This is a genomic window from Aliirhizobium sp. YIM B11859 (assembly GCF_057163345.1).
The window spans coordinates 456,529-476,680 of the sequence record NZ_JBXHAY010000002.1; the positions used below are offsets into that span (position 1 = coordinate 456,529).

Genomic DNA, 20,152 nt, shown 5'->3' on the forward strand with positions numbered 1-20,152 from the left:
TTCGTTGTCCCGCGCGGAGGACGTCCCACTGTGGTGGCAGGATCGGCCCGGAAAGAGCGTCCCCCGCGCCCATAATTTTTAGCGGCCCCACTAGTGCTTGCCGCACAAACACTTTAGCGTTTGGGTCTCTCCTTATTTTCCCTCAATGATAGAGACGACCCATGGCCGAGCCTTCTCTCTTCGCCCGCTTTATTGCCCTTGTCGGCCAAGCGGCCGTTACCATCCGTCATTCGGGGGATGCCCCGCGGGAACCGGTCTATGGCACGACGCCGGCCATTCCGGTGGCCAAGCCGCAGGGCAAGATACCGACATTGAAGATGCCGACTGCCAAGGGCTGGGAAGGCGAGCACAAGCCGACCACGGCTGCCGGCCTCAAGGTCAATGCCTTTGCACGCGGGCTGGTGCATCCGCGCAATATGTATCTTCTGCCGAATGGCGATGTGCTGGTGGCCGAATCGATGGGCGAGCGGGGCGATCCGCGCACCCTTTTCGACCATGCCATGTCGGCCACGATGCAGCGGGCCGGCGCTTCCGGTGACAGCGCCAACCGCGTGACGCTGCTGCGTGATGCCGATGGTGACGGGGTGGCCGAGGAACGGTACGCCTATATCGAGAATGTACGGCAGCCCTTCGGCATCGCGCTTGTCGGAGAGACGCTTTATGTCGGCGCCAGCGATGCGCTTCTGGCCTATCCTTACGAGGCGGGAGCAACGAAGATCACCAGCCAGCCGAAAAAGCTGATGGATCTGATCCCCGGCGGCCACTGGACGCGCAATCTGCTTGCCAGCAGGGACGGCACCAAGCTTTACGTGGCTGTCGGATCGCTGAGCAATATCGGCGATGCCGGCATGGAAGCGGAAGAAAACCGTGCCTGCATTTTCGAATATGACTTGTCATCGGGGCAGTCCCGCATCTTTGCCGGCGGCCTGCGCAATCCCGTGGGCATGGCCTGGGAGCCGGAAAACGGGATGCTCTGGACGGTTGTCAACGAGCGTGACGGGCTGGGCGACGAAACACCACCCGACTATCTGACATCGGTGACCGATGGCGGGTTTTATGGCTGGCCCTATTGTTACTGGAACCGGGTGATCGACGACCGGGTGCCGCAGGACGAAGCCAAAGCCGCCTCGGCGCTGCAGCCCGATTATGCGCTGGGCGGCCATACGGCCTCGCTGGGCCTCTGCTGGCTGCCCGAGGGGACGCTGCCGGGCTTTCCGGCGGGCATGGCCATCGGCCAGCACGGATCGTGGAACCGCTCGAAACTCTCGGGCTACAAGCTCGCCTTCGTCGCCTTCGACAAGGGCAAGCCTGTCGGGATGCCGCGCGAGATCCTCACCGACTTTCTGTCGCCGGACGAGAAACATTCCTATGGCCGCCCGGTCGGGGTGGCGTTGGCGGCCGACGGCGCGGTGTTGATGGCAGATGATGTCGGCGACGTCATCTGGCGCGTCACCGGCGCCTGAGAGCGGGCGGCCACGACCTTCCCATTGATTGCCGCTCGCCCGCTTTGATATCCATCGCAGGCGAGTTGGCGTTCATCCGCGGCCTTCCGGTCGAGATCGTCGCCGCTTGTCAGCCCGACGACGCCTGCCATCTGGCTGACGCGAGATCGGCTCTTTGTTCGGGGGATCGGTTTTTCGCGATCATCTCGTTTTCAAACCTGCGTCGCGCCGCCATCAACGCAGAGTTCAGCTCCAGTGGTAAAACTGCTCTCGTCGCTCGCAAGGAAGAGTGCCGCGGAGGCAACCTCGTCCGGCCGGCCGAGGCGTCCGAGCGGGATCATATTGGTCAATGCCTGGCGAACCTCTTCCGACGTGTCGGCCATCATCGCCGTATCTGTCGGTCCGGGGCTGACGACGTTGACACGGATGCCCCTCGGCGCCAGTTCGTTCGCCCATGTCCGGGTGAATGAGCGAACGGCCGCCTTGCTGGCGCTATAGACGCCGTATCCCTTGGTACCCACGACATCCGCGATCGAACCGACGAGCACGATCGATCCGCCGGACTGCATCAGCTCGATGCCACCTTGGGCGGCGAACAGCAGTGAGCGGACATTCAGTCCGAAAATCCGGTCAAAGAGGTCTTCGCTGATGTCGCCAAGCATCGAGAATTCGGAGATGCCTGCGTTGAGAACCAGAACGTCTATCCGGCCCTCTTCGGCGCGGATACGATCAAAGACTTCCGCAAGGTCAGCCAGGCTACCCGCGTCGGCGCGAACAGCGCGGATATCCCCGCCCCCGGCGCCCGGCCATGCATTCGGGCCGTTCTCTTGCGCCTTTCGGCTTGTGGCGAAAACCCGCGCGCCTTCAGCAGCAAAGCGCTGCGAAATTGCTCCGCCGATACCCGTGCCCCCACCAATGACGACAGCGATCTTGTTTTCCAACCTGCTCATGTAGGCTCCTTGCAAAAAAAATCATGCGAGGAGCAGATATATTCTCTATATCTACGGTGAAATACGCACCGCATATAAAGTAGATATCGACGAGTATACCTATGCCCGAGACGATCGACGAGTATACCTATGCCCGAGACGATCGATGACATGCCTGAAGACACACGTTTGCCAAAGCGTTCCGTCAAGCGTGTCATTGATGAAGCTCTGCTTGATGTGAAAGCCACCCGGCCGATCCTGGAGCAGATCGGCAATAAATGGTCGGTCCTCATCCTGACCGTCCTGTGCACGCGGCCATCGCGTTTCAACGAAATCATGCGCCGCCTCGACGGCATTACGCACAAGGCGCTCGCCGACGCGCTGAAGCGGCTGGAGCGAAACGGCCTGATCCAGCGTCACGTGCTGCCCACGGCTCCGGTCGGGGTGGAATACACGATTACCCCATTGGGCCATTCGTTGCGCGAGCCGTTCGCCGCACTCTACGATTGGGCGTTGACGCATGGTCCGAAAATGGAGAGTGCCCAGGCTGAGTATGACCGAACGCGCAATGAATGACACTGAGGTTCATGGTGCGGATTTGGTCTACCCGCCGGGCGCGCCGGTCCATAGTTCCCGCCTTTGTCATTCCGGTTATTGTCTCACCGGCAAATTGCGCTGCGCGTTTTCGTGATCAGCTTGAGGGGCGATGTTAGCGTCTCGTTAACCACCCCGATCTAGAAAATTGACCAGCATGGTGGTCGATGATTTTCCGCCAGGAACCAGAAGATCACCCATGTCAGTCATCTCCTTTTCCCTTCGCAAAAGCGGTCGCGTGAAAACGCTGGTGACGACGGGGCGCTCGTCATGGGGGCGCAGAAAGACGGCCGGCAGCGTCAAGCAGGCGAAATCGCGTGTGATCGTCCTGACGGCCTGTTTCATTTCTGCCTATTGCGCGATGTTCGTCCGGCTCACCTATTACGGTTTCAGCCCGGCGGAGGCGACGGCATCCATTCCCGCGAATTCCTCGATCGCGGCTCGCCCCGATATCACCGACCGGAATGGCGAACTGCTGGCGACCGACGTTCATACCGTCTCGATGTTTGCCGAGCCCTTTCGCATCGTCGATGTCGACGAGACCGTCGAGAAGATTGCCGGCCTCTTCCCCGATCTCAATCGCAAATCGCTTTATGCCAAGCTTGCGGACAAGCGGCAGAAATTCATCTGGCTTCGCCGTCAGCTGACGCCGAAGCAGCAAAGCGATGTGCTGAAACTCGGCATGCCGGCCATCGGCTTTCGCCCGGAGGTGAAGCGATTTTATCCCGACGGTCGGGTTGCCGCGCATGTGCTCGGTTATGTCGATATCGACAATCGCGGCGTTGCGGGCATGGAGAAATATCTCGACATGCAGGGCCTTTCCGACCTCAAGAGCGTCGGCATGACGACCGAAGAGGCGCTGAAGCCGATCCGTCTTTCGATCGACATCCGGGTGCAGAACATCGTTTATAACGTCGTCCAGCACGCGATGACCGAATACAGAAGCAAGGCCGCCGGTGCGGCGGTGCTCGACATTCACACCGGCGAAGTGCTGGCGCTGGCCTCGGCACCCGATTTCGATCCGAACGACCCGCAGGCTGGCGGCGGCGAAGGCTGGCTGAACCGCATGACGAACGGCACGTTCGAGATGGGCTCGACCTTCAAGACCTTCTCGATGGCGATGGCGCTCGACAGCGGGGCTGCCAAACTCAGCGATACGTTCGATGCCACGGCACCGCTTCACTATGGCGGCTTCACCATCCATGACGACAGCGACGTGCCGCGGCGCTGGCTTACCGTTCCGGAGGTCTTCCGTTACTCCTCTAACATCGGCACCGCGCGGATGATGGATCATGTCGGGATGGACAATCAGAAGGCCTATCTCACCAAATTCGGGCTATTGACCCGGATGGAGACCGAGTTGCCGGAAGTGAAGATGCCAAGCCAGCCGAAGGTTTGGAAAAAGATCAACTCCATCACCATCTCGTTCGGCCATGGCGTGGCGACCACTCCGTTGCAGACGGCCGTTGCCGGAGCAGCTCTCGTCAATGGCGGCGAGCTGATCGAGCCGACCTTCCTGCCGCGCACAACCGAGGCTGCGGAACAGACGGCCGTCCGGATCGTCAAGCCTGGTACCAGCGATACGATCAGGGCTCTGTTCAAGCTCAACGGTGAGCAGGGTTCGGGCAAAAGTGCCGACGTTCTCGGTTTTCATGTGGGCGGCAAGACGGGAACGGCGAACAAGGTCATCAATGGCAAATATTCGCACAAGCTGAGCTTCAACGCCTATCTTGCGGCTTTCCCGATCGACCATCCGCAATATGTGATCCTGTCGTTCTGCGACGAGCCGCTGAACGGCGAACACACGACGAGCACTTTCGCGACCAGCACGGCGGCCCCGATGGTCAAGGAAATCGTCGCGCGCGCCGCGCCGATGCTCAACGTCCTGCCGGATTTCGCGCCGACCATGGTGGCAAATTACTGAGAGCGTGCGCAGATGCGGCTGTGGCGCTTACTGTGCCTGACCTGGATCACCACACGCGCACAGCACCTCTGGCGCAAGGCGAATGCGCCGTCACAATCATCGCGGGTATTATTTTAGATAGATGGAAAATAATATATTAGCTGATATTCAATCATAAACACCTGCCGCTACCATCTGCCCCGACGCACTCTTTTGACAACGGGGCAATTTCGATGAAGCATATCTCGATCGTCGGCAAGTTCATGGCCATCATGGCGCTGTTCGGCATCTTTGCCCTGGCGATTGCCGCCTACAGCAGTTCACGGATCTACGAGATCAACGGTTCCTATGGCGATCTCCTGCACAAGGAAAGCATGGCATCGCTGTCGGTCGCCCGAGCCAACCGCTCGATCCAGATGGCGCGGGCGGCGATCGGTGATCTTCTGATGTCGCGCACGCCGGAGGGCAATGCCGCCGCGAAGGCCGAATTGCAGCAGGCGGAGGCGGGTTTTGCCGAGCGGATGGATGGAGCGATCACCATCCTGCCGGACAACAAGGACCTGCAGATGCTGAAGGCCACCGGCCTTGCCATCCTGCAGCAGTCCTGCACGCCGGCAATCGGGCTTGGCGAAACGGCGAATACCGAAGCGGACATCCAGGCATCGCAGGAGGCCTTCCTGTCCGGTTGCCAGCCGCAGTTTTCCGCCTTTGCCCAGACATCCACCCGGATTACCGACGCCATCATCAATGGCGTATCGAGCAAGGCGGAGTTTCTCGGCGGCGCTGCGAACACCACGGCACTGACGACGCTCGGGGGCGTTCTTCTCGGTCTCGTACTTGTGCTTTCGGCCGGTTTCTTCGCCATCCGCAGCTGGCTGGTGCGGCCGATCAGCCGGTTGCAGGCAACGATGATCACGCTTGCCGGCGGCGACCTGTCGGTCAGCATCGACGGTGCAGACCGACGCGACGAAGTGGGCCGGATGGCCGGCGCCGTGCAGGTGTTCAAGGATAACGGATTGCGCGGCCGCGAGATGGAGAGGCAGGCCGAAGACAGCCGCAATGCCCAGGATGCCGATCGCCGCCGCACGGCAGAAGCCGACCGGATCCGTTCGGAAAACATGGCACAGGCGACACAGGGCCTCGCCGAGGGCCTGAAACAGCTTTCCGCCGGCAATCTGTCGACCGAGCTCAGCCGGCCTTTCAGCCCGGATTTCGAGGGGCTGCGCAACGACTTCAATTCCGCGGTGACGCAGTTGCGCGAGACGATGCAGGCGGTTTCGGCTGCCACCGGCGCGATCGACAGCGGCTCGCGCGAGGTCAGCCAAAGCGCATCGGACCTCTCCAAACGGACCGAGCAACAGGCAGCCTCGCTGGAGGAGACCGCCGCGGCACTGGACGAGATCACCTCGAATGTCGCCAATTCCTCCACCCGTACCGAAGAGGCGCGGACGATGGCGGTGGAGGCCAACCGGTCGGCAGCGCAATCGGGCGAAGTGGTCGCCAGGGCGGTCGATGCAATGCAGAAGATCGAACAATCCTCCGAACAGATTTCCAGCATTATCGGGGTGATCGACGAGATTGCCTTCCAGACCAACCTTCTGGCGCTGAATGCCGGCGTCGAGGCGGCCCGCGCAGGCGAAGCCGGCAAGGGGTTTGCGGTCGTCGCCCAGGAGGTGCGCGAACTTGCCCAGCGCTCGGCCCAGGCGGCAAAGGAGATCAAGGATCTGATCCGCAATTCGGCCGAGGAGGTCAGAAACGGCGTTTCGCTGGTCAGCGCCACCGGCACGGCACTGACCGGCATCCGCAACCACGTCGCGGCGATCAATACGCAGCTCGATGCGATCGCCACCTCGTCGAAGGAACAGTCGGTCGGCATGTCGCAAGTCAATGTCGCGGTCAACCAGATGGACCAAGTGACGCAACAGAATGCCGCCATGGTGGAAGAGGCGACCGGCGCCAGCGCCACACTTGCCAGCGAGGCGGACCGGCTGCGCCAGCTCGTCTCGCGCTTCGATCTCGGTATGGCTGCGATGGCTGTCGGCCAAAGTGCGGTATCAGCCGGCGCCTATGCCCCTGCGGCAATGCGCGGCGGGGCAGCGGGTGCTCCTGCCCGGCAGGTTCATGCGTCGCCGGCCCGATCTCTCGTCGGCAAGCTTGCCTCGGGGCTCGGCCTTGCAACAAGCCCGGCGGGCGAGAACTGGGAGGAATTCTGACCTACCGCGTTCCCTCGGTCGCGAGTTTCAGCCCAAGCGCGGCAAAGGAGGCGGCGAATGCGCGCCGCATCCAGTTCATCGCCCGCTCGCTCTGCAGAAAATATTGCCGGCCACTGGCGGCGATCACGACATAAAGCATGAACACGACGAAGGTCATGCCGGTAAAGCCGAGGCCCAGCTCCACCAGCAGCCCGAAAGGACTGCCGACCGGCACGAATTGCGGGATGAAGGCCACGAAGAACAATGGCAGCTTGGGGTTCAAGATGTTCAAAAGAATGCCGCGGCGAACCAGTTGCAGGGGCGATTTCGACGTGGAGTTCTGCCCATCCGGTCGAACAGACAGCCCTCCCCGGTCGCGCAAGACCGCCCAGGCCATCCAGAGAAGATAGGCGACACCGGCAAACTTGATCGTCTGGAACAGAACGGCGCTGGTGTGGAGAATGGCCGCAAGCCCGGCCATGGCGACGCCGAGATGGACCACGGTCGCGATCGTGCAACCGACCGCGGCCCAGAAACCGGCGCGCACGCCACCACCCAGCGTCGATGACAGGGTGTAGACGACACCGATGCCCGGCGACAGGCAGATGATGAAGACCGTCAGCACATATTCGAAACTCATCGATCCCTCCCGCGGAGGCCCCAGAGGATACCCAGGACCGAGCGCTGATGTCTTTGAAAGACAGGGCCGCTCACCGAGGCAGGATGGCGCAGCGACGGACCGACGTCAAACAGAAGAAGGGGCAGCATATGCCGCCCCTTCGATGAGTTGTCGTATGACTGGCCGATAACCGGCCCAAGGTCAGTAGCCGTAACGGCCGTTATGGGTCTTGCGATAGATATTGTTCGAGGCGCGGTCCTGCATACGCTCGATGCGGTTGCGCTCGTGGCGCGTCACATAGCCGTCGCGAGCGGCATGATGCTTGGCACGGTCGATGCGGTGCTGCTGGCGGGCAAGCCTGCGGGCTTCATGCGGCGTCAGTTCACCACGCGCGGCACCGCGATAAATCCGCTGTTCCTGGCGATGCTCGCGCGCCTCGCTGCGATAGGTCTGCGCCTGCGAAAAGGTCGGGACGGCGATGGCAATAACGGCGGCCATGGCGCCGATGATGATCTTCTTCATGCCTTACTCCTTTGTCGGTCATAGTCGCCTGAAGACGCGGTGACGATGGCTGGATAACGGTGAATGGGGGCTGAAAGGTTCATTCACGAACTGCAACAAAGTGAAAGAAATTGGTTCACGTTTTCGCAACATGGTCGTGAGATGCGAGGAAGATAGGAAAATTTAATCCATTCAAAATCAACATGTTATGTATTTTTAGGCGACGATCCGTCCCCGCCATCCGGGCCGGTCACATAATCGCATCACTTCCACTACCGGAGTGTTTCGCGAGACGTTCGTGGGCAGGTGGAAGCTGGCGACCGGTATCAGCGTTTCACCGCCGCTGTTGCCGATGGAAGACTGCCACGGAGCCATCCCGTCCTGCTCGAAAGGAGACAATGGGAGGGAGGCGGGCAGGAAACCGCAAGCCAGGGCCGCGCAATTGCAAAGCCTCACCATCCATTCACCCACCCCGCAATTGCGCGGCCTCTCCCCCGTCCTGCAGAGTTGCGCGCTTGTTGTTCACTTTTAGAGAACAATTCGTCTACTTGCGTTCATCTTTCGTGTCTGGGAGAAACGTGGCAAAAAGTTTTCAGAGAATTTCACGGCTGCTCTCAACCAACCGGAGCGCAGCGAACATCTGGAGACTTCAATGTCCAACTCCCTTTCCAGCACCCAGAATATCGTCATCCTGGTTGCACGGATCCTGCTTGCATTCATGTTCATCTATACGGGCTTCGGCAAGCTGACCGATCCGGCAGGCACTGCCGGCATGATCGCCGGCGCAGGTCTGCCGGCCGCAACCGCACTTGCCTATCTCGCCGGCCTCTTCGAGTTCGTCACCGGTATCGCCGTGCTTGTCGGCTTCCAGACCAAGATCGTCGGCTGGGCACTGGCACTCTTTTGCATATTCACCGGCGCCGTCTTCCATTCCGGCACGGTTACCGTACCCGGCTGGCCTGACCCGGCTCTCGGCTGGATCAACGCGCTTAACGGCATCATGCTGATGAAGAACTTCACGCTGGCCGGCGCCTACATCCTGCTCGCAACCTTCGGCGCAGGCGCCTATTCGGTCGACGCTCGCCGCGGTTCTGTCGCAATTGCTGCCTAACCTTTGTCAATTCCCTGCCAAGACGATTGCCGCCGGACATAGATCCGGCGGCTTTTTTGTTTTCTAAACAATGAAATAGGTCAGCGCCGGATATTTCTGGCGAGCCAGACGGTGGCACCGCCGCAAGCCGGATCCTGGGAGATCTGGGCGACGACGGAAAACCCGTTCTTCGTCAGCAGCGCCTCGTATTCGGCCTTTGACAGGCTGGCGTGATAAAGCGGCTCACCACCGAATTCGCCCAGCGCCTCCCCCTCGAAATGACCGGCGGTGAACATCAGTGCCGCCCCGGGGCCGGCCATCGCGCCAAACCTCGGAAACATCGCCCGCTGATCGTTGGCGTTGAGATGGAAAAAACTGTGCCAGGCGAGAATGCCGTCGAACTTGGTCGGAATGTAGAATTTCCGCATGTCGGCCTCGTACCAGGCCATGCCGGGAAACCGCTGGCGGGCAAGCCCGGTCAGCGTCTTCGAGGTGTCGACGCCGGTGAGGTGGAAACCGCGCCTGATCAGGTCGGCCGCCATCGGCTCGCCGCTGCCGCAGCCGAGATCCAGCACATGGCCGCGCCGCGGCATCAGCCCGGCGAAATGATCGAGCCAAGGTTTTTCGAACAGGTTCTTGCCGCGCAGCTTGTCGAAGGCCAGCGCGTGCCGCTCGTAGAGTGCCGGAATATTGCGGTCTTCACCTGACATCAGAAATGCGCCATTGCGATCACAGAACCTTGCGGACTGCCTCGACGATTACGGCGATACGGCTATCGCCTGCATGTTCGGCCTTGCGGGCCCGGATCAGGCAGGCTTCCGATTTCAGGATCACGCCATCCGACAGGATCTTCAGGTGATTTGCCTTGAGTGTTGAGCCGGTGGAGGTGATGTCGACGATGATGTCGGCCTGCCCCGCGGCCGGCGCACCTTCGGTGGCGCCTAAGCTCTCGACGATGCGATAGAGCTGGATACCGTGTTGCGACGAGAAATGCTGCTGCGTCAGGCGCCAGTATTTGGTGGCGATCTGCAGGCGGCGTCCATGGCGAGAACGGAAATCGGCGGCAACGTCACCGAGATCGGCCATCGTGTCGACATCGAGCCAGATAGCCGGCACGGCGACGACGACATCGGCGCGGCCGAAACCGAGGCGGGCGGAAATCTCCATTTTGCGGTCGGCATCCACCAGGCCTTCGCGGATCAGGTCTTCGCCGGTGACGCCGAAATCGACGGTTCCGGCACCGATCTCGCGGGCGATTTCCGAGGCCGAGAGAAAGGCGATCTCGATATCGTCATGCCCTTCGACGCGGCCGCGATAGGACCGTTCGTTGCCGACGGCGACGATGGCCAGGCCGGCGCGTTCGAAGATCGCCGAAGCGTCGTCCTTCATGCGGCCCTTCGAGGGGAGAGCGATGGTAATGGTGGACATCAGCGCGCCCTCGCCTTTTCGATCCGGTCGAGCCAGAGCGAGAAGCCCACGGCCGGAATATCTTCAGCTGCACCGAGCAGGGTCATCAACCGGTCGAAACGGCCGCCGCCGGCGAGAACCGCGTTGTCTCGGCTGACTTCGAAAACGAGGCCGGTGTAATAATCAAGCGGACGGCCAAAGGCGGCACGATAGGTGACCCTGGTGAGATCTACGCCGAGATCGGCAAGGGCTGCAGCGCGCGCCTCGAAGGTGACAAGTGCCGCCCCCATGACAAGCCCGGCGGAATCGGCAAAGCCGGCAAGCGCTGCCGGCGCTTCCGAAAGCGGCATTTCCAGCGACAGGAATTCGCTCAGGAGAAGCAGGGCGGAGCCATCGAGCCTTGTTTCGGCCAGCGACTGCTTTTCCTTCAGCCTTGCGGCGATCTCGCGCGGCGAGCGGCTGGCATTGGTGGAATAACCGGTTTCCTGCATCGTCTGGTCGATACGGGCGATCAGCGCGGCCTCGTCATTGCTCAGCAGGTCGGAAAGGTCCGGCGAGAGGCTCGACACGGTCTGTGGGCTTGCCAGCGTCATCAGCAACTGACGCAGATGCGCATTGTTGCCGAAGGACTGGATCAGCCGCTTCTGCCAACCGCCGGGAAGACCCAGCGCCCGGACGACCGCCTCGAACACGGCCTGGTCACCCAGCGTCACGGTCAGGCGTCGACCGGGGATCAGATTTTCGAGGATCTGCATCGCATCGTTGACGGCGCGGGCATCGGCATTGGCCGTCGCGGTCTCGCCGAGATCCTCGATACCCGCCTGATAAAATTCGTTGTCGCCTTCGCGGCGCTGACGGAAAACTTCGCCGAGATAACAATAGCGGCGCGGTGTGCCGGTGGCATTGGCGATATGGCGCAGGCAGACGGGAATGGTGAATTCCGGGCGCAGGCACAGGCTCTCACCCGTCTCGCTTTCGGTCAAAAAGATCCGTCGGCGCAGGTCCTCGCCGGCCATGTCGAGAAAGGGGGCGGCCGGCTGGATCACCGGCGTATCAATCCTTGCTGTGCCGCGGGCGGCGAATTCATCGAGCAGGTGGCTGGAGAATTCGGGCATGTTGATCAGAGGCATGGAAAGGCTCCCCGGACGCAATAAAGGCGATCAAACATCCTTCGCCCGCCTGCGGTCTTCCGCCTGTGCAGCCAGGATTTCCTTTACCTTGGCAACGAGATCCGCTTCGGAGACGGTCTCCTGCGCCACGCGGGCCTCGCGCCAGGAGGCATTGTCCTCGATCTCGCCGGAGAGGCGCTTGCCCTCGATCAGGTCCTTCAGCTGCACGACACTTGTCGCACGTTCGTCACCGCCCTGGATGATGGCGATCGGGCAACCGCGACGGTCGGCATATTTCAGCTGGTTGCCGAACTTCTTCCAGTTGCCCTGGTACATTTCAGCCCGAATACCCTCATTGCGCAGCGCCTGGGTGAAGCGCTGATAACGGCCCATGCTTTCCACATCGCCGTCCATGACGGTGATGAGAACCGGCGCGATCACATCGTCCTGGCCAAGCTTGCCAAGGTTCTTCAGCGCCGTCATCAGGCGCGAGACGCCGATGGAAAAGCCGGTGGCCGGAACCGGCTGGCCCATGAAACGCGAGACAAGACCATCGTAACGCCCGCCGCCGCCGACCGAGCCGAAAACGACCTTTTCGCCCTTTTCATTGGTGACGTCGAAGGTCAGTTCGGCTTCGAAGACGGGACCGGTGTAATATTCGAGGCCACGGACAACGGAAGGATCGATCTTGATGCGATCTGCGCCGTAACCGGCACCGGTCGCCAAAGCACCGATCGTGTTCAACTCGTCGACGCCTTCGCCACCCTTTGCCGTACCGGCAACGAGTTCACCGAGCTGGGCAGCACTTTCCGCATAATCCTTGATGCCGACGAAGAAGAGGACCTTGTCGATCTGCTCCTCATTCAGCCCGGCACCCTTGGTGAAGTCACCGCTCTCATCCTTTCGGCCGGGGCCAAGCAGCAGCTTGACACCTTCCGGGCCGAACTTGTCGAGCTTGTCGATGGCGCGCAGCACATTCAGGCGCGGGCCTGAATTTTCGTCGCCGCCAAGGCCGATGGCTTCCATGACGCCATCGAGAACCTTGCGGTTGTTCACCCGGATGACGTAGTCGCCGCGCTTGATGCCGAGCGCTTCCATCGTGTCGGCCATCATCATGCACATTTCGGCATCGGCCTGGACGCCCGGTGCGCCGACAGTGTCGGCATCGAACTGCATGAACTGGCGGAACCGGCCCGGACCCGGCTTTTCGTTGCGGAAGACGTAACCGGCGCGATAGGTGCGGAACGGCAGCTGGATCTCGTTGAAATTCTCCGCCACATGACGGGCAAGCGGCGCGGTGAGGTCGTAACGCAGCGACATCCACTGCTCGTCATCGTCCTGCAGCGAAAACACGCCTTCGTTGGGGCGGTCCGCATCGGGCAGGAATTTTCCCAGCGCATCGGTATATTCGAACAGCGGCGTCTCGACCGGATCGAAACCGTAACGCTCATAGACCTCACGGATCTTGGCGGTCATCTCGTTGGTGGCATGGATATCGGCAGCCGAGCGATCGACAAAGCCGCGCGGCAGGCGGGCCTTGAGTTTCTGGGGCTTTTTGCTCTTGTCGTTCATGATCGATATCCATTGCTGAATGGCCCCTGGGAAGGCCGAATTACGAGCGGTTTCTTAGAGGATAGAGACCAGAGCGGCAAGGGCGGCGGCTGGCGAAGTGTCATGGCCGATGGTATTATCCGTGACCCAAAGGGATCATCGCCATGAACAGGCGCGTCACGATCGAAATGCCGGAAGAAATGCACCGTCTGATCCTGCTGTTTGCCGAGGAAGCAGGTACGGATCCCAATGCCTACATGATCGATCTCTTGGAGGAGCGTCTGGAAGACGCCTATTTTCTCAAACGTGCAGAAGAGACGATGGCAGCACGTCGCCGCGGCGAGAGCAGCAACTACACCTTAGAAGAAGTGAAACGCGAACTTGGTTTGGGCGATTGAAATCGACGACAAAGCTCGCAAGCAATTGCGCAAAATGGGAAAGCAAAATGCCGAGCGCATTATTTCCTATATGGGCACGCGTGTTGCCCCTCTTGCTGACCCCCGCGCGCTTGGCCGCGCCCTCGAAGGGCAGCAATTCAACCACCTATGGCGCACAAGGTCGGCGACTACCGCATCATCTGCGACATACAGGACCTGAAACTCGTGGTACTCGTCGTCGAAGTCGGCCATCGCCGAGAAGTCTATCGCTAATTCCATGCCCTTATCAAAATGATCCTCGAAGCCATCCAATATGCCGCGACCGCTTTGGTCACGCCGCGGGAATTCCGTCCCTTCATCCGCTCGTCACTTGGCCTTTGGGGCCGTGCCCGGCGTTGCGCCAAGGCGTGGGCGGCGCATGAAGAGAATTGCCATGCCTTTATCGGCGAGGTGGTCGCGCCGATGCGGCAACGGCGCACAGCGGTGGTGCTGGGTTCGGGCCTCCTGCGCGACGTGCCGATCGTCGCCTTGTCGAAAAGTTTCGATACGGTCGTGCTGGTCGATCTCGTGCATCTGGCGAGCGTCAGGACATGGATCAAAGCCAACAGGCTCACCAATGTACGGCTGATCTCGCGGGATCTTTCCGGGCTCGCCGAAGCGCTTGCCGGCGAAACGCCGGAACCGCTCGCGTTCCTGCGGCAGGTGCCCTATCTCGATCTCGTCGTGTCGGCCAATATCGCCTCGCAGATCGGCGTCGGCTGCCGCAGGACACTGGAGCGTGACGGCCACCCCGAACCGGATGCGATCATAAGGCCGCTGATCCGGGCGCATTTCGACGGGCTTTCCGGCCTTCCCTGCCAGACCGCGCTTCTCACCGATATCAGCTACGCGGTGACCGACCGTATCGGCACAGTTGTGGAAGAGGACGATCTGCTGTGCGGCGTGGCGACACCGGAGGCGAAACGTCGCTGGGAATGGCCGGTGGCGCCGTACGGAGAGATTGGACGGGATCGGCAGGCCGTGCACCGAGTGATCGCCGCATAGGGTGACGCGACCTTAGAGCCCAACGCAGCATGCCTCGGGACGACCGGGCCACAAGCCGCTGTTTTATCGCGGAACCGCTGCCACAAAACCGCTTCAAATACTTGGCGAGATGTTTGCGTTCAGCGTGACGTGATCTGCGCTGCGCTTGTTTTCCGCTCGCCGAAGCTTAGAAACGTTGCAATGAAACAGTTCGCCGCCATGATGATGTTTGCCGCCTGGTTCGTTTACGGATCAATGCCGGCCATGGCGATGCCATCGATGCCAGCTGTGATGTCCGATGCGGCGATGATGACGGATGCTGCGACTTCCTCTGAGCCAGGTCATGCCGGTCACGACGGCATGCTGCATGAGCCGGCGCCGGACATGGCGGCAGCGGGTTCCAGCCATATGCATGGCGACACGTCTCGGCCCTGCCCGCATTCCGGACCGGGAGGCGTCAAGATCTGCGTGGCACCGTTCTGCTCCGCCTGCCTCGTCCTGCTGCCGGACATCGCCTTTGCCGATACCGGCCGGTTCGTCCATCTTTATCCGGCACCGGAGGCCGGTCCCTCGCTGATCGTTTCCGGCCGCGCACCGCTGACACCGCCTCCCAGAGCCTGACCGTTCTCGCGTAAAATCGAACAACGAATTTCCAGGACAAGGAAGGATATCTCATGTCCAAGACCACGATCTTCACCGCAGCAACCATCGTGCTGCTTTCCGCGACCTCCTTTGCCTTTGCCGCAGATACGGCCTGCAGCCATTCGACTATGAATGCGGCCGACATGAAGATGAACGGCATGGCGATGGGCAATGCGGCCGGTGACGAAAGCGCATCGACCAAGGCGTTTCAGGCCGGCAATGCCAACATGCATGAAGGCATGGCGATAGACTATTCGGGTGATGCCGATGTCGACTTCACCCGCGGCATGATTGCCCATCACCAGGGCGCGATCGACATGGCCAAGGTCGAGCTCGAATATGGCAAGGACCCGACGCAGCGCAAACTGGCGCAAGCCGTCATCAAGGCGCAGGAGCAGGAAATCGCCGAGATGCAGGCCTGGCTGAAGACGCAGGGCAAATAATTGGACGGTGCCGGGCAGGAAGGATGCTTGCCCGGCGCCTCTGCTCCTCCATATGATAGGGCCGGAGGCAGACATCATGCGCCCGATTACCGCCATCGGCTTCGATGCCGACGATACGCTCTGGCAGAACGAACAATATTACCGGCTGACTGAGGAACACTTTCAGGCGCTGCTGGGCGATTTTGCCGAGGAAGCCGACATTTCCGCCCGCCTGCTGGAGGCCGAGAAGCGCAATCTCGAATATTACGGTTTCGGCATCAAGGGGTTTACCCTGTCGATGATCGAGACGGCGGTCGAGGTGACCGGCGGCAGGGTGCCGACCGAAACGATCTCGAAAATCCTCGATATCGGCCGCGATCTTCTGCGCCATCCGGTCGAATGCATGCCGCATGTGGACGAAACACTTCAAGCGCTGAACGGTCATTACCTTCTGGTGCTGATCACCAAGGGCGATCTGTTCGACCAGGAACGCAAGCTGGCGCAATCAGGCCTTGGCGATTATTTCGATGCGGTGGAAATCGTCTCGGACAAAAATGCCACCACCTATCGCCGCATCTTTTCCAAGGTGGCAGACGGGCCGGAACGGGCGATGATGGTGGGCAATTCGCTGAAATCCGACATCGTGCCGGCGATTGCGGCCGGCTCCTACGGCGTGTTCATCCCGCATGCGCTGACCTGGGTGGTCGAACATGTCGATGCACCGACCGACGCGCCGCGGTTCCGCCAGATCGAGCATCTGGGCGAGCTTTCGGGCATCGTCGATAAAATCATTTCCTCTCAGGCATGACAGTGCCCGACAACGGCTTCGCAGTCTTCCGGCACTGCCATGCCTAAGGCCGACTGAATTTCAACCGCATGGTGGCGACTTCGGCCTGGCAGAAACAACCGTCGAGATGGTCGTTGACCATGCCCATCGCCTGCATGAAGGCGTAGATCGTCGTCGGGCCGACAAAGGTCCAGCCGCGTTTTTTCAGGGTTTTCGACAGCGTCACGGAGACCGGCGTCGTCGGGTTGGCACGCAGCGTGTCGAGATCCATCACTGCCGGGCGACCATCGGCAGCGGGTTCGAAGCTCCAGAAAAATTTGGCGAGCGAGCCGAATTCATCCTTCAACTCGATGGCACGGCGGGCGTTGTTGATGGTCGAGACGATCTTGCCGCGATGACGGATGATGCCGGCGTCGGTCACCAGCCGCTCGATATCGGCTTCCCCGAATTGCGCCACCTTGTAGAAGTCGAAACCAGCAAAACCTGCACGGAAATTCTCGCGTTTTCTCAGGATGGTGAGCCAGGACAGGCCGGACTGGAACCCTTCGAGGCAGATCTTTTCGAACAGGCGGATGTCGTCCGTCACCGGCCGGCCCCATTCCTCATCGTGGTAAAGGCGGTAATCCTCCAGTCCTCCATGCCAGAAACAACGGCCTTTGCCATCCTCGCCGACAATGATACCTGCCATTTCCTTCTCCCAGACCATCCGTCCCGCTTCCGAAATTGCAATTGTTAACGGCAGTATCGCCGGTTTCAGTGTTAGGCAACCATGTCTGGAAACCGGCGGCTAACCCTGCCGAAAGCTATATCGCATTCGACAGTTAAAAGGCGCCACCCGTTTACCATTCGCTTTGACCTGGCGTTCACCATCCTTGCCAGTTGGCGGGTATTCTCACGTTGCGCATCGTGTTCTTTCGAAAATCGCTTCCGGTTTTCGGGCCGATGCACAGACCGCCTTTCGGTGATTGTAACGAGTGGATCCGACCATGAAGGCGAAATTTCTCCTTGCGCTGGGCCTTGCCGCCCTGTCCTCCCATTCCGCATTGGCGCAAGACCGCTACCGCGAACGCCCGCCGGTGGTGGTGAGCCCCGATCTGGCCGCTCCGTGGCTGATGCAGCTCGGTGCAAAGCCACAGGGGCAGGCCTATCAGCAGCCTCAGCGGCAGATGCGGCCGCAGGTCGTGACTGGCCCGCGCAACAATTATTATCCGGCTGCCCCCGATCGTTCCGAAGCGGGCCGACAGGCCGAGGCACAGCAGCCCGCCCGGGCGCCGATCGTGCGCCGCGGCATATTCGGCAATAACAGCCAGGTGCAGCAGGTTGCAGTCAAGCCGAATCGGGCCGTCCGCAGCCAGATCGAACCGCAATTCCTGCCGCAGATCGTGACTTACGACAGCAAGGAAAAGCCGGGCACGATCGTCATCGATACCAATAACCGCTTCCTCTATCTCGTCATGGAAGGCGGGCAGGCGAAGCGCTACGGCGTCGGCGTCGGCAAGCCGGGCTTCGAATGGGCCGGCGAACACAAGGTGACCCGCAAGGCCGAATGGCCGTCCTGGACACCGCCGTCCGAGATGATCACCCGCGAGGCGGCCAAGGGCCATTACCTGCCGGCGCGTATGGATGGCGGGCCGGAAAACCCACTCGGAGCGCGCGCCATGTATCTCGGCTCGACGCTCTACCGCATTCACGGCACCAACGCGCCCTGGACGATCGGCAGCGCGGTTTCTTCCGGCTGCATCCGCATGCGCAACGAGGACGTAACCGATCTCTATGGGCGCGTACCGGTCGGCACCAGGGTCATCGTCATCTGACCTTAGCGACAGGATGGCGATGGAAAATGTGGCCGGATCGACACGATCCGGCCGGTTTATCGTCGCCCAGACGTTCACATTCGCCCCGACCCGGCTTGCCCTGCGGCGCCAGCCGGGACATTTTGCCACGGTAAATTATAAAACCTGCAAGTGGGGTAAGGATGAAATTGCGTAGATTGATGCTGGCTGCGGCCGGCTTGATGGTTGCGGCTGCTGCCGTATCGGCACCGATTGAAAGCGCCAGCGCCCAATCCCAGGCAAAGCCCCAGACGACGGCAAGCGATGTCGCGCCGAAAATCCGCAACAGGGAAGTGCCGGGCAAGTTCCAGCGCCGCAGTGTGCGTTTCGCCACCAATGAGGCACTCGGCACGATCATCGTCGATACCAACAACAAATTCCTCTATTTCGTCGACGGCAAGAACCGCGCCACCCGCTACGGCATCGGCGTCGGCCGCGAAGGGTTCGGCTGGTCGGGCAACGTGTCGATCGGCCGCAAGGCGGAATGGCCGACCTGGACGCCGCCGGCCGAAATGCGCGCCCGCGAAGCCCGCGAAGGCATCAAGCTGCCGGCCGTCATGCCCGGCGGCCCGAACAATCCGCTCGGCGCGCGCGCCATGTATCTCTACAAGGGCGGCCGTGACACGATCTTCCGCATCCACGGCACAACCGAACCGTGGACGATCGGCCTCAACCTGTCTTCCGGCTGCATCCGGATGATGAACAAGGATGTCGAGCATCTTTATGACCGCGCGCCGGTCGGCACCAAGGTGATCGTCATCGGCCCCGGCTCGAAGCCGGGCGACGTCGCCTTCCAGGATCGCGGCCTCGACATCTTCCGCACGATCTTCGGCGGCTGACGGCAATCACGTCGGGGCAGTGACGACCGCCCCGACATGAATCGCGAGTGATACCGAAATGACACGCAATGGTTACACGCGTGTCATTTCGCCGCGTTATCCCGGACCATCGACAGTCGAGCGGGCCGGATCATGCGCATATTCGCGACAGCACTCTTTTCTTCTGCAGCCTTTCTGACAGTTGCAGCCTCGCCGGCGTTTTCCGGCGATTTCGAAATCTCGGCCTATGGCGGCTACGAATTTTCGCCGCATAGCAAGGTGAAGGTTTCTGACCAGCCGGATTTCACGGCCGGATGGGATACGAAACCCTTCCAGTCGCCGCCCTATTGGGGCGTGCGCGGCACCTACTGGTTCGACGAGGGCAGGCTTGGCAACTGGGGCGTCTCGCTCGATTACACCCATGCCAAGGTCTATGCCGACGGTGATACGCTTGCCAAAAGCGGCTGGGACCATTTCGAGTTCACCGATGGGCTCAACCTGCTGACGGTCAACGCCCTCTACAGGTTCGATCTGCAGGACAGCAAATGGGCCCCCTATCTGGGCGCCGGCGTCGGCATCAACGTGCCGCATGTGGAAGTCACGCGGGGCAGCGGCAGCACGTTCGACTATCAGCTCGGCGGCGCGACGGTGCAGGCGCAGGCCGGTGTCCGCTACCAGTTCACCGAAAACTGGTCGGGTTTTGCCGAATACAAGGGCAATTATTCCTGGGTCGACGTCGATATCGACAATGGCGGCACGCTGAAGACCAATATCCTCACCAACGCCATCAATCTGGGCGTCAGCTACAGGTTCTGAGACGCGCTATCCAGTTCGTCATACTGGGTTCCGACCACGCCGAAAAGGCCTGGCGAGGTTCAGGCAGAACAAACGGCAGCAGATGCCCGGCACAAGGC

Annotated in this window: 22 protein-coding genes; 14 read left to right on the forward strand and 8 right to left on the reverse strand. The window is 61.0% G+C overall.

Annotated features, from left to right (window positions below):
* Positions 1-161 precede the first annotated feature (161 nt).
* Positions 162-1,463: a PQQ-dependent sugar dehydrogenase gene (locus AC2GXZ_RS08495; RefSeq protein ID WP_483758717.1), complete on the forward strand. Its 1,302-nt coding sequence runs from the start codon at positions 162-164 to the stop codon at positions 1,461-1,463.
* A gap of 191 nt (positions 1,464-1,654) precedes the next feature.
* On the opposite strand, the gene AC2GXZ_RS08500 is transcribed toward AC2GXZ_RS08495, so the two are convergent.
* Positions 1,655-2,392, reverse strand: coding sequence for an SDR family NAD(P)-dependent oxidoreductase (locus AC2GXZ_RS08500; protein ID WP_483758718.1), 738 nt, complete (start codon positions 2,390-2,392; stop codon positions 1,655-1,657).
* A gap of 150 nt (positions 2,393-2,542) precedes the next feature.
* On the opposite strand from AC2GXZ_RS08500, the gene AC2GXZ_RS08505 reads away from it, so the two are divergent.
* The 3 genes from AC2GXZ_RS08505 (at position 2,543) to AC2GXZ_RS08515 (ending at position 7,081) form a co-directional block, all read left to right on the forward strand.
* Positions 2,543-2,947, forward strand: a complete 405-nt coding sequence (locus tag AC2GXZ_RS08505) for a winged helix-turn-helix transcriptional regulator (protein WP_483759385.1) — start codon at positions 2,543-2,545, stop codon at positions 2,945-2,947.
* A gap of 217 nt (positions 2,948-3,164) precedes the next feature.
* Positions 3,165-4,889, forward strand: a complete 1,725-nt coding sequence (locus AC2GXZ_RS08510; RefSeq protein ID WP_483758719.1) for a peptidoglycan D,D-transpeptidase FtsI family protein — start codon at positions 3,165-3,167, stop codon at positions 4,887-4,889.
* 212 nt (positions 4,890-5,101) lie between these two features.
* Entirely contained in the window at positions 5,102-7,081 is a 1,980-nt protein-coding gene (locus AC2GXZ_RS08515; RefSeq protein ID WP_483758720.1) for a methyl-accepting chemotaxis protein, read from the forward strand.
* Between the two features lies 1 nt (position 7,082).
* Here AC2GXZ_RS08515 and AC2GXZ_RS08520 read toward each other — a convergent pair whose 3' ends face one another.
* Complete coding sequence (locus AC2GXZ_RS08520; RefSeq protein WP_483758721.1) at positions 7,083-7,700, reverse strand: LysE family translocator; 618 nt, start codon at positions 7,698-7,700, stop codon at positions 7,083-7,085.
* A 180-nt stretch (positions 7,701-7,880) separates the two neighbouring features.
* On the reverse strand, positions 7,881-8,201 hold the full coding sequence (locus AC2GXZ_RS08525) for a hypothetical protein (protein WP_483758722.1): 321 nt from the start codon (positions 8,199-8,201) through the stop codon (positions 7,881-7,883).
* 631 nt (positions 8,202-8,832) lie between these two features.
* On the opposite strand from AC2GXZ_RS08525, the gene AC2GXZ_RS08530 reads away from it, so the two are divergent.
* Complete coding sequence (locus AC2GXZ_RS08530; protein ID WP_483758723.1) at positions 8,833-9,291, forward strand: DoxX family protein; 459 nt, start codon at positions 8,833-8,835, stop codon at positions 9,289-9,291.
* Positions 9,292-9,371: 80 nt separating this feature from the next.
* Here the strand turns inward: AC2GXZ_RS08530 and AC2GXZ_RS08535 are convergent, their stop codons facing one another.
* Genes AC2GXZ_RS08535 through hisS form a run of 4 tightly spaced genes read right to left on the reverse strand, consistent with a single transcriptional unit; the run spans position 9,372 to position 13,358 of the window.
* Complete coding sequence (locus AC2GXZ_RS08535; RefSeq protein WP_483758724.1) at positions 9,372-9,980, reverse strand: class I SAM-dependent DNA methyltransferase; 609 nt, start codon at positions 9,978-9,980, stop codon at positions 9,372-9,374.
* Between the two features lie 19 nt (positions 9,981-9,999).
* Entirely contained in the window at positions 10,000-10,698 is a 699-nt protein-coding gene (gene hisG / locus AC2GXZ_RS08540) for an ATP phosphoribosyltransferase (RefSeq protein WP_483758725.1), read from the reverse strand.
* Positions 10,698-11,807, reverse strand: coding sequence for an ATP phosphoribosyltransferase regulatory subunit (locus AC2GXZ_RS08545; RefSeq protein ID WP_483758726.1), 1,110 nt, complete (start codon positions 11,805-11,807; stop codon positions 10,698-10,700). Before AC2GXZ_RS08545 ends, hisG begins: the two co-directional genes overlap by 1 nt.
* A gap of 30 nt (positions 11,808-11,837) precedes the next feature.
* Positions 11,838-13,358, reverse strand: coding sequence for a histidine--tRNA ligase (gene hisS, locus AC2GXZ_RS08550; RefSeq protein ID WP_483758727.1), 1,521 nt, complete (start codon positions 13,356-13,358; stop codon positions 11,838-11,840).
* A 143-nt stretch (positions 13,359-13,501) separates the two neighbouring features.
* Between hisS and AC2GXZ_RS08555 the strand changes: the two genes are divergently transcribed.
* From AC2GXZ_RS08555 to AC2GXZ_RS08580, 6 genes are all read left to right on the forward strand, one after another.
* Positions 13,502-13,735: a DUF6290 family protein gene (locus AC2GXZ_RS08555; protein WP_483758728.1), complete on the forward strand. Its 234-nt coding sequence runs from the start codon at positions 13,502-13,504 to the stop codon at positions 13,733-13,735.
* Between the two features lie 147 nt (positions 13,736-13,882).
* A complete protein-coding gene (locus tag AC2GXZ_RS08560; protein ID WP_483758729.1) occupies positions 13,883-13,987 on the forward strand; it encodes a type II toxin-antitoxin system RelE family toxin in 105 nt (34 codons plus the stop codon).
* An 18-nt stretch (positions 13,988-14,005) separates the two neighbouring features.
* On the forward strand, positions 14,006-14,758 hold the full coding sequence (locus tag AC2GXZ_RS08565; protein WP_483758730.1) for a hypothetical protein: 753 nt from the start codon (positions 14,006-14,008) through the stop codon (positions 14,756-14,758).
* A 180-nt stretch (positions 14,759-14,938) separates the two neighbouring features.
* The gene (locus AC2GXZ_RS08570) at positions 14,939-15,358 is read left to right on the forward strand and encodes a hypothetical protein (RefSeq protein WP_483758731.1); all 420 of its coding nucleotides are present in this window, start codon (positions 14,939-14,941) and stop codon (positions 15,356-15,358) included.
* Between the two features lie 53 nt (positions 15,359-15,411).
* On the forward strand, positions 15,412-15,822 hold the full coding sequence (gene copM, locus AC2GXZ_RS08575) for a CopM family metallochaperone (RefSeq protein WP_483758732.1): 411 nt from the start codon (positions 15,412-15,414) through the stop codon (positions 15,820-15,822).
* 76 nt (positions 15,823-15,898) lie between these two features.
* Complete coding sequence (locus AC2GXZ_RS08580; protein ID WP_483758733.1) at positions 15,899-16,609, forward strand: HAD family hydrolase; 711 nt, start codon at positions 15,899-15,901, stop codon at positions 16,607-16,609.
* A gap of 43 nt (positions 16,610-16,652) precedes the next feature.
* On the opposite strand, the gene AC2GXZ_RS08585 is transcribed toward AC2GXZ_RS08580, so the two are convergent.
* Positions 16,653-17,276 (reverse strand): DNA-3-methyladenine glycosylase I, encoded by a 624-nt coding sequence (locus AC2GXZ_RS08585; protein ID WP_483758734.1) that lies wholly within the window; start codon positions 17,274-17,276, stop codon positions 16,653-16,655.
* Between the two features lie 298 nt (positions 17,277-17,574).
* On the opposite strand from AC2GXZ_RS08585, the gene AC2GXZ_RS08590 reads away from it, so the two are divergent.
* From AC2GXZ_RS08590 to AC2GXZ_RS08600, 3 genes are all read left to right on the forward strand, one after another.
* Positions 17,575-18,402 (forward strand): L,D-transpeptidase, encoded by an 828-nt coding sequence (locus AC2GXZ_RS08590; RefSeq protein WP_483758735.1) that lies wholly within the window; start codon positions 17,575-17,577, stop codon positions 18,400-18,402.
* Between the two features lie 161 nt (positions 18,403-18,563).
* Positions 18,564-19,259: a L,D-transpeptidase gene (locus AC2GXZ_RS08595; RefSeq protein WP_483758736.1), complete on the forward strand. Its 696-nt coding sequence runs from the start codon at positions 18,564-18,566 to the stop codon at positions 19,257-19,259.
* 132 nt (positions 19,260-19,391) lie between these two features.
* On the forward strand, positions 19,392-20,054 hold the full coding sequence (locus tag AC2GXZ_RS08600) for an outer membrane protein (protein ID WP_483758737.1): 663 nt from the start codon (positions 19,392-19,394) through the stop codon (positions 20,052-20,054).
* Positions 20,055-20,152: the final 98 nt, after the last annotated feature.

Excerpts from the sequence above, each read along its gene's own strand:
- AC2GXZ_RS08495 (WP_483758717.1), top strand. The coding sequence starts at position 162 with ATGGCCGAGCCTTCTCTCTTCGCCCGCTTTATTGCCCTTGTCGGCCAA.
- AC2GXZ_RS08500 (WP_483758718.1), bottom strand. The coding sequence starts at position 2,392 with ATGAGCAGGTTGGAAAACAAGATCGCTGTCGTCATTGGTGGGGGCACG.
- AC2GXZ_RS08505 (WP_483759385.1), top strand. The coding sequence starts at position 2,543 with ATGCCTGAAGACACACGTTTGCCAAAGCGTTCCGTCAAGCGTGTCATT.
- AC2GXZ_RS08510 (WP_483758719.1), top strand. The coding sequence starts at position 3,165 with ATGTCAGTCATCTCCTTTTCCCTTCGCAAAAGCGGTCGCGTGAAAACG.
- AC2GXZ_RS08515 (WP_483758720.1), top strand. The coding sequence starts at position 5,102 with ATGAAGCATATCTCGATCGTCGGCAAGTTCATGGCCATCATGGCGCTG.
- AC2GXZ_RS08520 (WP_483758721.1), bottom strand. The coding sequence starts at position 7,700 with ATGAGTTTCGAATATGTGCTGACGGTCTTCATCATCTGCCTGTCGCCG.
- AC2GXZ_RS08525 (WP_483758722.1), bottom strand. The coding sequence starts at position 8,201 with ATGAAGAAGATCATCATCGGCGCCATGGCCGCCGTTATTGCCATCGCC.
- AC2GXZ_RS08530 (WP_483758723.1), top strand. The coding sequence starts at position 8,833 with ATGTCCAACTCCCTTTCCAGCACCCAGAATATCGTCATCCTGGTTGCA.
- AC2GXZ_RS08535 (WP_483758724.1), bottom strand. The coding sequence starts at position 9,980 with ATGTCAGGTGAAGACCGCAATATTCCGGCACTCTACGAGCGGCACGCG.
- hisG (WP_483758725.1), bottom strand. The coding sequence starts at position 10,698 with ATGTCCACCATTACCATCGCTCTCCCCTCGAAGGGCCGCATGAAGGAC.
- AC2GXZ_RS08545 (WP_483758726.1), bottom strand. The coding sequence starts at position 11,807 with ATGCCTCTGATCAACATGCCCGAATTCTCCAGCCACCTGCTCGATGAA.
- hisS (WP_483758727.1), bottom strand. The coding sequence starts at position 13,358 with ATGAACGACAAGAGCAAAAAGCCCCAGAAACTCAAGGCCCGCCTGCCG.
- AC2GXZ_RS08555 (WP_483758728.1), top strand. The coding sequence starts at position 13,502 with ATGAACAGGCGCGTCACGATCGAAATGCCGGAAGAAATGCACCGTCTG.
- AC2GXZ_RS08560 (WP_483758729.1), top strand. The coding sequence starts at position 13,883 with ATGGCGCACAAGGTCGGCGACTACCGCATCATCTGCGACATACAGGAC.
- AC2GXZ_RS08565 (WP_483758730.1), top strand. The coding sequence starts at position 14,006 with ATGATCCTCGAAGCCATCCAATATGCCGCGACCGCTTTGGTCACGCCG.
- AC2GXZ_RS08570 (WP_483758731.1), top strand. The coding sequence starts at position 14,939 with ATGAAACAGTTCGCCGCCATGATGATGTTTGCCGCCTGGTTCGTTTAC.
- copM (WP_483758732.1), top strand. The coding sequence starts at position 15,412 with ATGTCCAAGACCACGATCTTCACCGCAGCAACCATCGTGCTGCTTTCC.
- AC2GXZ_RS08580 (WP_483758733.1), top strand. The coding sequence starts at position 15,899 with ATGCGCCCGATTACCGCCATCGGCTTCGATGCCGACGATACGCTCTGG.
- AC2GXZ_RS08585 (WP_483758734.1), bottom strand. The coding sequence starts at position 17,276 with ATGGCAGGTATCATTGTCGGCGAGGATGGCAAAGGCCGTTGTTTCTGG.
- AC2GXZ_RS08590 (WP_483758735.1), top strand. The coding sequence starts at position 17,575 with ATGAAGGCGAAATTTCTCCTTGCGCTGGGCCTTGCCGCCCTGTCCTCC.
- AC2GXZ_RS08595 (WP_483758736.1), top strand. The coding sequence starts at position 18,564 with ATGAAATTGCGTAGATTGATGCTGGCTGCGGCCGGCTTGATGGTTGCG.
- AC2GXZ_RS08600 (WP_483758737.1), top strand. The coding sequence starts at position 19,392 with ATGCGCATATTCGCGACAGCACTCTTTTCTTCTGCAGCCTTTCTGACA.